The organism is Meiothermus sp. (assembly GCF_026004115.1).
In the GTDB taxonomy this organism is placed as follows: Bacteria; Deinococcota; Deinococci; order Deinococcales; family Thermaceae; genus Meiothermus.
This window is the reverse complement of the sequence record NZ_BPIM01000003.1, coordinates 24,434-35,534: the sequence shown is the minus strand read 5'-3', so window position 1 is coordinate 35,534 and position 11,101 is coordinate 24,434. Positions and strand designations below refer to the sequence as shown.

At 59.6% G+C, this 11,101-nt stretch carries 14 protein-coding genes; 5 read left to right on the top strand and 9 right to left on the bottom strand.

The features are described 5' to 3' along the window. From hutU to Q0X23_RS16070, 4 genes are all read left to right on the top strand, one after another. Positions 1 to 973, top strand: a 973-nt coding sequence (gene hutU / locus Q0X23_RS16085) for a urocanate hydratase (protein WP_297861288.1), incomplete at its 5' end; no start/stop codon positions are given. After that, positions 970 to 2,166, top strand: a complete 1,197-nt coding sequence (gene hutI / locus Q0X23_RS16080; protein WP_119340972.1) for an imidazolonepropionase — start codon at positions 970 to 972, stop codon at positions 2,164 to 2,166. The genes hutU and hutI, both read left to right, overlap by 4 nt. Position 2,167: 1 nt before the next feature. Further along, a complete protein-coding gene (locus tag Q0X23_RS16075; protein ID WP_119340973.1) occupies positions 2,168 to 2,962 on the top strand; it encodes an SDR family NAD(P)-dependent oxidoreductase in 795 nt (264 codons plus the stop codon). 53 nt (positions 2,963 to 3,015) lie between these two features. Beyond that, the gene (locus Q0X23_RS16070; protein WP_119340974.1) at positions 3,016 to 3,801 is read left to right on the top strand and encodes an alpha/beta fold hydrolase; all 786 of its coding nucleotides are present in this window, start codon (positions 3,016 to 3,018) and stop codon (positions 3,799 to 3,801) included. 41 nt (positions 3,802 to 3,842) lie between these two features. Here the strand turns inward: Q0X23_RS16070 and Q0X23_RS16065 are convergent, their stop codons facing one another. The 7 genes from Q0X23_RS16065 to Q0X23_RS16035 all read right to left on the bottom strand — a co-directional run bounded on the left by Q0X23_RS16065 (position 3,843) and on the right by Q0X23_RS16035 (position 8,708). Continuing rightward, complete coding sequence (locus tag Q0X23_RS16065) at positions 3,843 to 4,205, bottom strand: DUF2200 domain-containing protein (protein ID WP_297861287.1); 363 nt, start codon at positions 4,203 to 4,205, stop codon at positions 3,843 to 3,845. Between the two features lie 50 nt (positions 4,206 to 4,255). Continuing rightward, positions 4,256 to 4,786, bottom strand: coding sequence for a dihydrofolate reductase family protein (locus tag Q0X23_RS16060; protein ID WP_297861286.1), 531 nt, complete (start codon positions 4,784 to 4,786; stop codon positions 4,256 to 4,258). 29 nt (positions 4,787 to 4,815) lie between these two features. Further along, positions 4,816 to 5,406, bottom strand: a complete 591-nt coding sequence (locus Q0X23_RS16055) for a dihydrofolate reductase family protein (protein ID WP_119340977.1) — start codon at positions 5,404 to 5,406, stop codon at positions 4,816 to 4,818. A 36-nt stretch (positions 5,407 to 5,442) separates the two neighbouring features. Continuing rightward, positions 5,443 to 6,081, bottom strand: a complete 639-nt coding sequence (locus tag Q0X23_RS16050; protein WP_297861285.1) for a dihydrofolate reductase family protein — start codon at positions 6,079 to 6,081, stop codon at positions 5,443 to 5,445. 589 nt (positions 6,082 to 6,670) lie between these two features. Next, complete coding sequence (locus tag Q0X23_RS16045; RefSeq protein ID WP_119340978.1) at positions 6,671 to 7,255, bottom strand: hypothetical protein; 585 nt, start codon at positions 7,253 to 7,255, stop codon at positions 6,671 to 6,673. After that, positions 7,252 to 8,136: a site-specific DNA-methyltransferase gene (locus Q0X23_RS16040; RefSeq protein WP_119340979.1), complete on the bottom strand. Its 885-nt coding sequence runs from the start codon at positions 8,134 to 8,136 to the stop codon at positions 7,252 to 7,254. Before Q0X23_RS16040 ends, Q0X23_RS16045 begins: the two co-directional genes overlap by 4 nt. Then, positions 8,133 to 8,708: a hypothetical protein gene (locus Q0X23_RS16035; protein WP_170148259.1), complete on the bottom strand. Its 576-nt coding sequence runs from the start codon at positions 8,706 to 8,708 to the stop codon at positions 8,133 to 8,135. The genes Q0X23_RS16040 and Q0X23_RS16035 overlap by 4 nt, the downstream gene beginning before the upstream one ends. Before the next feature lie 72 nt (positions 8,709 to 8,780). Here Q0X23_RS16035 and Q0X23_RS16030 point away from each other — a divergent pair, with 72 nt between their 5' ends. Continuing rightward, positions 8,781 to 9,110: a site-specific integrase gene (locus tag Q0X23_RS16030; RefSeq protein ID WP_297861284.1), complete on the top strand. Its 330-nt coding sequence runs from the start codon at positions 8,781 to 8,783 to the stop codon at positions 9,108 to 9,110. Here Q0X23_RS16030 and speB read toward each other — a convergent pair. Continuing rightward, entirely contained in the window at positions 9,105 to 10,034 is a 930-nt protein-coding gene (gene speB / locus Q0X23_RS16025; RefSeq protein ID WP_297861283.1) for an agmatinase, read from the bottom strand. The genes Q0X23_RS16030 and speB overlap by 6 nt on opposite strands. A 20-nt stretch (positions 10,035 to 10,054) precedes the next feature. Further along, positions 10,055 to 11,098 carry a phosphotransferase family protein gene (locus tag Q0X23_RS16020; RefSeq protein WP_297861282.1) on the bottom strand — a complete coding sequence of 348 codons (1,044 nt, stop codon included), beginning with the start codon at positions 11,096 to 11,098 and terminating at the stop codon, positions 10,055 to 10,057. Positions 11,099 to 11,101: the final 3 nt, after the last annotated feature.

The window sequence follows — 11,101 nt, the reverse complement described above, 5'->3', positions numbered from 1 at the left end:
CTCCATCGGGCTCTTGGGCAATACTGCGGAGGTGCTGCCAGAGATGGTGCGCCGGGGCTTCACCCCCGAGCTGGTCACCGACCAGACCAGTGCCCACGACCCCCTCTACGGCTACATCCCCGTCCTGCACGCCGACGAAGACCCGGCCCTCCTGCGCCAGCGCGACCCCCAGGGCTACAAGGAACGCGTCCTGAACGACATGGCCACCCACTGCCGCGCCATTGTGGAGATGCAGAAAAAAGGCGCTATCGCCTTCGATTACGGCAACAATCTACGGGCTTTTGCCCAGTTGGGGGGCTTCGCGGAAGCTTTCAGCTACCCCGGCTTCGTGCCGGCCTTTATCCGCGACCAGTTCTGCGAGGGGCGCGGCCCTTTTCGCTGGGTGGCGCTCTCCGGCAGACCTGAGGACATCTACAAGACCGATAAGGCCGTGCTCGAGCTCTTCCCCGAGGACGAGGGCCTACACCGCTGGCTCACCGAGGGCGTGAAGAAGTTCAAGTTCCAGGGCCTCCCGGCGCGCATCTGCTGGCTGGGTTACAAGGAGCGCGACAAGGCCGGGCTCCTCTTCAACGAGATGGTGGCAAGGGGCGAGGTGGGGGCCCCCATCGTGATTGGCCGCGACCACCTGGACGCCGGTTCGGTGGCTTCCCCCTACCGCGAGACCGAGGCCATGCTGGACACCTCGGACGCGGTGGCCGACTGGCCCATTCTGAACTTCGCCCTGAACGCGGTCTCGGGGGCGGCCTGGGTCAGCTTCCACCACGGCGGCGGGGTGGGCATGGGCTACAGCCTCCACGCCGGGCAGGTCACGCTGGCGGATGGCTCGGAGGAGGCGGCTTTCAGGCTCGAGCGCGTCCTGACCAACGACCCCGGCACCGGCGTGATGCGCCATGCCCACGCCGGCTACGAGCAAGCCAAGCTAGTCGCCCGCGAGCGCGGACTGGACCTGGCGGGGTGGGAACGGGAAGGATGAAACAGGTATTTACAGGCATCGCTGAGCTATACACGCCGAGGGAAAGGCTCGAGCGCGCCGCTTTCGCTGTCCGGGATGGACGCTTTGTTTGGGTTGGGGCCGAGAAGGATTTGCCCGAGGAATACCGGACCTGGCCACGCGCCGACCTGGGCGGACGCGGGGCAGTGCCGGGCCTGGTGGACGCCCACTCGCATCTGGTCTATGGCGGCAATCGCCTGGGCGAGTACCTAAAGCGCGCACGAGGCGAGAGCTACGAGGCCATCCTGGCCGCCGGGGGCGGGATTTATGCAACGGTGCGGGCCACCCATGCCGCTTCAGAAGATGAGTTATACGAGTGGGCGAAAGCTCGAGCCGCCCTCTTCCTTGCCCAAGGGGTAACCGCCATAGAAATCAAGAGTGGCTACGGCCTCCTGCCCGAAGCCGAGCTCAAGATGCTGCGGGTAATCCGGCGCCTTCAGGAGACCCTGCCCCAGCACGTCTTCCCCACCCTGCTGGCCCACGTGGTGCCCCAGGGCTGGGAGCGGAAAAAGTACGTGGCGATGTTCACCGGCGAACTCATCCCCGAGGTAGCCCGCAGCGGCCTGGCCGAGGCGGTGGACGTGTTTTGTGATGAAGGTGCGTTCACCCTGAAAGAGACCCGAAGGATTCTCGAGGCGGCCCTTTTGCACAACCTAAAGATAAAACTCCACGCCGAGCAGATCGCCCACACCGGGGCCACCAAGCTAGCGGCGGAACTCGGGGCACTATCGGCGGACCACCTCGAGCAAACCACCTCCGCCGACTGGGAAGCCCTAGCCCAAAGTGGCACGGTGGGCACGGTGCTCCCCGGCGCGGCGGTCATCCTGCGTAAGCCCTTCCCCAATGCCCGGGCCATGTGGGATGCGGGCGTGAGGGTGGCCATTGCTACCGACCACAACCCCGGCAGCAGTCCGCTATTTAGCCCCTGGCTGGGCATGCAACTGACCGTGTCCCTAGGGCGGCTTTCCCTCGAGGAGGCCTTGATGGCGCATACCGAAAACGCAGCCCTGGCCCTGGGGCGGGCAGATTTGGGGAAGATTGAGCCCGGAGCCTGGGCCGACTTTGTGGTGGTGGACTCACCCCATGCCCTGAAGCCCCTCTATCACTGGGGAAATCAGCTCATCTACGCGGTATATGTGAGTGGAAATAAAGCCTTACCCCCATCTGGAGCCTGACATGACCCACCCTCCCCTCGAGCAACTCCTCTCGCTAGAAGGCAAAAAGGCCCTCATCACCGGTGCTGCCGCAGGAATTGGCAAAGCCATCGCCCGCCGTTATGCCGAAGCTGGGGCAGCACTGCAACTTGTAGATCTCCATGCCGAAAAGCTGGCAAAGGTGGCAGCAGAACTTTCCGACCATACCCGCAGTATTCAGACCCACGTTCTGGACCTGTCGGACAAATCTTCCATCACCAAGTTATGGGCTTCTTTTGGCGATAACACACCCGACATACTGGTCAATAACGCAGGCATTTATCCAGAGAAATCGGTATTGGAGATGGATGAGGTTTTTTATCGCAAGGTGATGGAGGTCAACCTCGACGCGGTTTTTTGGATGTGCCAGGAAATGATTGCACGGCGTATAAAGCGCGGCGGCATCATCATCAACATCGGCACCATCGAATCTATTCTGCCCTTCAAGGATGGACTTGCCCACTACGTCATGAGCAAAGCAGGGGTCATTGCCCTCACCAGGGCATTAGCCAAGGAATACGCTAAACACGGTTTTCGTGTGAATGCACTGTTGCCTGGGGGTATCATGACCGAAGGAACCAGGGCCGTTGCCAGGCAGATTTTGCAGTTGAAGCTGGGGCTCCTGAAAGTAGGATACGATTTTCAGCAACGCCTACCCATCGGACGGGCAGGCCAGCCCGATGAAGTGGCTCGCATGGCGCTGGTACTGGCCACTGATCTGACCAGCTATGTACACGGCAGTATCATTCCGGTAGATGGGGGCTTTCTCTCGGCATAGGCCATTATGTTCAAGCCGCTGGGTTATACCCAAAACCCCTTACTGGAGTTGTGATGAGCCTGACCGTTCATGATGCCGCTGTCGAGGTACCCGGCGGCCAGGTCTTTGTGCGGCAATGGGCTACGGGCCAGCCCCAAAAGGCCCCTCTGGTGCTGCTGCACGACTCCCTGGGGTCAGTGGAGCTCTGGCGTGAGTTTCCGGCAGCCCTGGCCCAGGCCACCGGGCGCACCGTCTGGGCCTATGACCGCCTGGGTTTTGGACGGTCCTCGCCCCGAACCGAACCCCCTTCGCTGGGTTTTATCCTCGAGGAGGCCCAGGTTTACTTTCCTGCTGTTGCCGCGCAGCTCGAGCTCGACCAGTACATCCTCTTTGGGCACAGCGTGGGGGGCGCCATGGCCCTGTGCATCGCCGCCCATCAGCCCGCTCGCTGCCGCGCGGTGATTGCCGAGTCGGCCCAGGCCTTTGTGGAAGAGCGCACCCTGGAGGGCATCCGGGCCGCTCAGCAGGGCTTCCAGGACCCCGCCCAGTTTGCCCGCCTCACCCGCTGGCACAGCGAAAAAGCCCGCTGGGTGCTGGAAGCCTGGACGGGGGTCTGGCTCTCGCCTGCGTTTCGGGGCTGGACGCTGGAGCCCTGCTTAAGTCGAGTTCGCTGCCCCGTGCTGGCCATCCACGGCGACGCCGATGAGTACGGCTCTGTGGCCTTTCCGCAGCGCATTGTGGCGGGGGTATCGGGCCCCGCCCGCCTGGAACTTGTGCAGGGCTGCGGCCACGTCCCCCACCGGGAACGAGAGCCTATAGTGCTGGGGCTGGTGCGGGACTTCCTTCGGGCTTTGCCGTAGGGAACAATCCGGACAGGCTGGGCAACCTTTCTCGGCCCCCACTATGCGCTGCGCAGTATTTTCTCGAGCTTGCGCCCCCTGGCCAGCTCGTCCACCAGCTTGTCCAGGTAGCGAACCTGTTGCGTAAGGGGATTCTCGATCTCTTCCACCCGGTAGCCGCAGATGACACCGGATATGAGCCGTGCATCGGGGTTCAGCCTTGCGTGGGCAAAAAAGTCTTCAAAGGTGGAGTGGTTCTCGAGGTGCTTCTGGATTTCTTCTTCGCCATAGCCCGTGAGCCAGGCAATCACCTGATGCAGCTCGGCCTTGGTTCGCCCCTTCTTCTGCACCTTGGCCAGATAGTGCGGGTATACCGAAGCAAAGGTCATCTGGCGAAATCGTTCGTCCTGGTGGGCGCTGTTCATGGGTCTGTTCCCCCTTCATTCAGGCTCTCTCGCGTCTGCGCGCCGCTTGATTAGGCAGGCACGTAGACCAGCCTGAGCACATTCTCGTCCACTCGATCGATGGCAACCAGGCGCAGCGGTGGCCGCGGCCCGGCAAAGTAGGGCTTGCCCTGGCCCAGCACCACCGGATGCAGGTAGATGCGGTACTCGTCAATCAGGCCCAGTTGGGTCAGGCTGTGCGCCAGTTCTGGGCCGGCCACCTCAATCTCCCCCACCCGCTCCGCTTTTAGCTTGCGAAGGGTGCCCTCGAGGTTCTCCCTAACCAGCGTGGCATTGGGACCTACCGAAGCCAGCGACCTCGAGACCACCCATTTGGGCTGGGCCCGCCAGGCGGCAGCATAGGCCTGTTCCTCGGCGCCCCAGTCGGGGTGGTCGTCGTCCCAGTAGCGCATGACCTCGTACATCCGGCGACCATACACACTCCCTGCCTGCTGCCGGGCTTCCTGGATGAAGTGGCTAAAAAGCACGGGGCTGGGGCCAAACGCCGTATGATCCACGTATCCATCGAGGGACTGGTTCATTCCAAACACGAACCTGGCCATACCTGCCTTCCTTTCGCCTTGCTTGGGCCCTACCGGGCACGCGCATACCGGCAAACCAACGCGCCGGTAGAGGCCTTTGCTACCGATACCAGCTCGAACTTTAGCGCCTTGCCGTTTGCGGCAAAGACCGTCTTGCCCCCGCCCAGAACCACCGGCGCAACGGTCAGCACCCATTCATCCACCAGGTCGGCGGCCAGCAGCGAGCGCACCATGGTTGCGCTGCCGTACACGTAGATGTAGCCCCCCGGCTTTGCGCGTAGGTCAGCGACGGTCTGGGTAAAGTCCTTGCCGCGGATGATGGTGGTTGGGTGCCAGGTGAGGTCGTCCTCTCGGAGGATATCCGACACCACGTATTTTTGCACCCGGTTAATCCAGTCGGAAAACCCGTCGCCCGACCGGCTGGGCCACGCAGCAGCCGAAACCTGGTAGGTACGGCGCCCTTGCAAGAGCGCGTCGCTCTGCTGGGCGAGGTGGTCAAACGTGCTGCCCATCACCTCGGGATCGAAGTACGGCATCAGCCAGCCGCCGTGGGCAAAGCCGCCGTCGGTGTCTTCGCTGGCACCCCCGGGTGCTTGCACCACCCCGTCCAGGCTAATGAATTCGGTAATGAGCGTTTTCATAAACCCTCCTGCGTGCTCCGAGCACTGGTTTGACCTCTAGGCGCGCACGTAGCGCAGATGGGTGACGCCGGGCGTATCAAGAACCTTATCGATCTGAAAGCGCGCCACGGGCTCCTGCAAATGCTCAAACAGACGCCGGCCGGCACCGAACAGCACCGGAACCAAGGCGATTTCCAGTTCGTCTACCGCCCCCAGGTTCAGGTACTGCTGGATCACATCTGCGCCGCCCGAGATGCGAATATCCCGCCCGTTGGCGGCTTGCCGGGCCAGCTCGAGCGCCCGCTCTGGCTCCTCGTTGACAAAGTAAAACGTGGTGCCCCCAGGCCGAACCCAGGGTTCGCGCTGCTGGTGGGTGAGCACGTAGACCGGTGTGTGAAACGGGGCCTCCTCCGGCCAGCCGCGCTCGCCGCCGTCGAACATGCGCTTACCCATGATGTGCGCACCGGTGCGCTCGAAGGTGCGGCGAAGCATATCGTTCACTGGACCGGTCTCGCCGCCCGGGCCAAACCCAAGCTTCTCCCTCAGGTACTGTTGATTCAGGGCCCAGCCCATCAACGCGCCCCACTTAACGCCCCAGTCCATATACTCGGGCCTGTCCCAATTCTCCATGGTCATGCCTTCCGGGGCCATATAGCCGTCCAGGCTCAAACTGATGTTTACAAACACCTTACTCACGATTCCCCCCTTACACCCATACAAAACCAGCCAGCGTCCGACCGATAACACTCCCACAACCACCCAACCGGCCAGAGCAAGAAAGTGCACCCCCAAACGGCATCGGTACTCACCCAAACGTCCCCCTTCCTCGCCCTGCTTCCAACGCTAAAGCTCCGGCGTCAGAGCACAGCCAGTTCTTATGTTTCTTACAGAATAAGCTCCCTTTGCTCTTACGTCAAACATCTCTTTATAGCAAAAAACCGAAAAAACTTTTATTTAGTTTCTGTAGGGAACATAGCGCTGTCGGCACCAGTTTATCTGACAACCAGACTTCAGTGCAGCTATTGGCTTGGGCAAAGTTGTGAATGCTTTTGCCAGTTCATGAAAATAGGCCGCAAACAATGTCCCACAACCGCCTGTGCGGTGCAAGGTCGGATAGCTATGCGGCAGGTTTCTTCGAGCTAGTGGAGGCCAGCCCCTTGGCGGTTACAGGTTGCAGGAGTGGAGGGAATTTGATGTCTTCTTTTCCGAATTAGGGTAACGTCACGCGCTTGAGCCGCAGGCCGACCGAAGGGAGACCTGTCGGCTCAAAGCGCAGTTTAGGCCTCTATTCTTCGAGTTCATCCTGGAGCTTTCTGACCTTGAATCCGGTGATTTCAGACAATCGCAAAATGGCATCTGATAAGGAACCGCCATACCGATTCAGCCACTCGGACGGGCTTTCAACAAGAACATCAATCCACGCTGTATCAGCCCCGTCTTGCCCCCCATGTTGGCTCATTATCTTGTGTTCAACCTTCCAGAGCTGGATAATGTCTTCTTTCGGAATTACCCAGCAGTGAGCGCTGAAGGGTGATATGCCTAAACAGATTACCAAATCATATCTTTGGTCTCGCAACTGCTGGAATTTGTATCTACCATTCTCCCAGAGGGTGCTGAACTTGATTTCAACTCGTTTACCCTCAATAACTCTGTCCGCGTCAGAATCGCCAGCTCGAACTACGTTGAAGCCGCGAGCTGCCAACCAGCCAGATACCAACTTCTCTCCGATGGCGCCGACTTGACGTGACGGCCTAGTCCTGATCCACGCAAAGGGACTACCTTCCCACTCTCGATTTTCACTTTGGTACTCTGCCTGCAATGCTTGGCTGATACTGGCAAGAATACTTACTTCCGGATCCTTGATTATCATGTAAACAGTCTCCTTTGCACGGGTACGCTATGGTGTGTCTCGGGTGTCCAGTTTATCCATTCGACATTGATTTTCGCGAAGCGCTTCTCCATGACACGCAGTGCCTCCTCGTTGTTATCCACGAGGATGCACTTACGCCCCAACTCAACAGCGGCCTCGCCGAATGAGCCACTTCCCGCGAAGAAGTCCAGAAGCAGGTCGCCGGGGCGCGAGTGCACCTTTACAATTCGATCCAGTATGCCTCGCGGTTTCTGCGTGGGATAGCCGGTCTTCTCATGCCCGTTCGGACTGACGATCGTGTGCCACCAGGTGTCCGTCGGCGTCTTTCCCTTAGCTGCTTTCTCTGGCCCTACAAGGTTGGGAGCCATGTAGGGAATGCGATCGCATTCCTCAATGTGAAACTGGTAATCTTCCGGATTTTTCGCGTACCAAAGAATGTTGTCGTGTTTGGCAGGCCACTTTGTCCTCGAACGCGCCCCGTAATCATAGGCCCAAATAATCTCGTTCATGAAGGAATATCGCCCGAAAATCATATCAAGGAGAATTTTCACATAGTGGACCTCTCGATAGTCAATATGCAAGAAAAGGCTTCCGTTGGCTTTGAGCACTCGCCAAGCCTCCTCCAGTCGCGGTTCTAAGAAGGTCAGGTAGTCGTCAAAGACATCTATGTATTCCTTTGTTCCCAGTTTGATTGTTCTGTACCGCTTTCCCTGGAACCCAGTCCGATCGCCGTTGTCGTCGCGGACAGTGGTCAGACGCGTTCGCCTTTGAACCTTGCCGGTGTTGAAAGGTGGATCAATATAGATCAGATCCACCGACTCACTTGGCAAGCCTTGCAGGATCGGCAGGTTGTCGCCGAAATATATGCGCAGATTGCTCATATTAGACCTTTCAGCACTTTCAGTAAGCTTTCACTGTCGCGGAGTGATTTTTCATCAAGCTGGTAGTTATAAACTTTCCGCATCGAGCCACTACCTGTCCAAACTTGAGGTGCAGTCTTTATGTCTTCAAGCGTCGACCATCGGCCTACATCAACCATGTATTCGTCATACTCAATCGTTTCAATCACAGGAATTGGCCTTGGGAGCACACACCAAAGTACGAGATCACATTTCTGGCAAAGTGCATCATATTGACGAACGGCTATACATCGCCCTAAATCTAGCCAATACTCGGAGGACCAGGATTTGACCTCGATGCGAACTTCGCTGGCGTTGGCTCGATTCACGCTGATGTCACAAAATCGTTCTTTCGACAGGTCACGATAATGTGGGGTTAGTGCTAGCCCAGTGTCTCGAAGCCAAGTCTCAGTGGCAATCTCCCCGATTTTCCCTATGAGATGTGAACGTAGGCGATTGTTATAGTAGCCTCGAGCATTTCCCCATTTTGCTATCGACTGGCACGCCAAGTGATGTGCCTCTTGAACTTGCTGTCGCGACAAAGCAATGTTCATAATCATGAACCTAAGTCAGCAATTGTACCGCCTAAGCTTCATTCACCCAAAACCTCTCCTTTCCTGAACTCGGTGCGCGAGGCCATCCGGGTTCGCCATTTAGCCTATAGCACTGAGCAATTATACGTTTACTATATCACCGGTTTTATCCGGTTCCACGGCAGAAAACACCCCCGTGAGTTGGAGCTGGAAGAGGTGAGGGCCTACCTTACCGATCTGGCGGTAAATCGAAATGTATCGGCCTCAACGCAGAATGTGGCCTTTTCGGCCTTGCTGTTTCTGTACAAAACGGTACTTGATAGCCCCCTAGCCGAAAACATCAGGGACGTAAAAACCACCATGGTTTACACGCAAGTCTTGAGCCAGGGTGCAAAAGGCGTTCGTAGCCCGCTCGATTCATAGGGCTACCTCAGGCCCCCACACCGCCAGCACCTCCGCCAAGAGCCGCGCTCCTACCAGGGTCGAGAGGCCGCTGCTGTCCAGATTGGGGGCCAGTTCCACCAGGTCAAAGCCCACCAGTTCGTTTTGCGCCAGGGTTCGCCGCACCACCTGTAGGGCTTCGCTGTAGGTCAGGCCCTCCACCTCGGGGCTGCTGGTGCCGGGCAGGATGGAGGGGTCGAGCACGTCGGCGTCGAAGCTGATATAAACCTTCTTGCCCTGGGGAAGCTGATCCAACGCCCAGGCCAGGTTCTCCCGCGCCTTGGAGGCGGTAATCAGCGTGTGGCCCCTGGCTTTGGCCGCTCGGTAGGCCTCGAGGTTGGTGCGCAGGCCTCGCAGGCCGATCACGGTGATTTGCTTCAAACCCGGCAGTTCCTCCACTGCGCGGCGGAAGGGGCTGCTGTTGGAGTACCGGGTTCCATTCCTGCTGTCTGAGAAGTCCAGGTGGGCGTCGAGCTGGATCACGTATAGCTCGTCCAGGTCGTCGTAGGCCCGCAGTATGGGATACGTCACGGAGTGGTCGCCGCCCACGAACACCGGCAACCGAACCCGCTTCCTGAGCTCGCGGGCGGCCTCGGTGACGCGGCGGAAGGACTCGGCGTACTCGAGCTGCACCGGATCCACGTCGCCCGCGTCCACCAGGCTCAGGCCCCGCAGGCGGTAGGTCTCGGTCTCGAGGTCGAAAAAACCTTCCGGCCCCGGCGCGTAGCGCCCGCTGGCCTCGCGCAGGGCGTTGGGGGCAAAACGGGCGCCGGGGCGGTAGCCCACCGCAAAATCGTAGGGGATGCCCAGAAAACCCACATCGGCCGTCCAGGGCTCCAAGAGGGGGCGGTAGGGGGCTTTGAGGAAGGTGGCGGGGCCGGTGAAGGGCAACTCGCTGCTGCGCATGGGGATAGTCTATGTTGCCGTCACACTTTACCGGTGTCTATCGCCCGGTCAATCATCAGCCCAATCTCGCGGATCAGATGGATCAACATTCCAAAGCGCTGATCCTGGGTCAGGCCTTTCACGTAACGGGCGTAGATCTGCTGCATAATGACCCCCACCTTAAAAAGCCCAAAGACATAGTAAAAGATAATCCGCGAGACGTCGCGCCCGGTCTTTTCAGCGTAAAGCTCGACAAGCCCGGCCCGGGTCAGGTTGCCCGGCAGGTGGGTGAGCCCGAAGCTCTTGAGCCCGGGGGGATCGTCTTCCTGAGCCCAGTAGCCTAGGGTGGTACCCAGATCCATCAGGGGGTCGCCCAGGGTGGCCATCTCCCAGTCCAGCACCGCCACCACCTGCGAGAGGTCGGGGGCAAACATCAGGTTGTCGTATTTGAAGTCGTTGTGGATGAGGGCCGCCCCCGATACCGGAGGCATCTGGGCAGCCAACCACGCCATGGCCCGCTCCATGCCGGAAATCTCCTCGGTGCGGGCCTTCTGGTAGCGCTCTGCCCAGCCCCGCACCTGCCGCTCCACGTAGCCCTCGGGCCGGCCCAGGTCGGCCAGACCGGCTTTGGCATAGTCCAGGCCGTGCAGCTCGACCAGCGCATCCAGGGCAGCCTCGCAAATTCCCCGCATGAGCGCCGGGGTCAGGCCTTCTGGGGGCTGGGTGCGCAAAATCACCCCTTGCAGGCGCTCCATAACGTAAAACGAGGCCCCCAGTATGCTCTCGTCGGCGCAGTACAGCAGGGGCCTGGGCACCCTGGGGTAGACCGGCTTCAGGGCCGAAAGAATGCGGTACTCCCGGCCCATGTCGTGGGCGGTTTTGATGTTGGCCCCAAAAGGCGGGCGGCGCAACACCAGCTCTTGCTCGCCCAGCCTGAGCAGGTAGGTAAGGTTGGAGAAGCCGCGGGGAAACTGCAGGACCTCCAGATCCCCCTTTGCCCCAGGTAAGTTCTTCAGCAAATAGCTTTGCAGCCGGGCTATGTCCAGCTCTTCACCGGGCCGGATGGTGGCGGGTTGGTCGGTCATGGT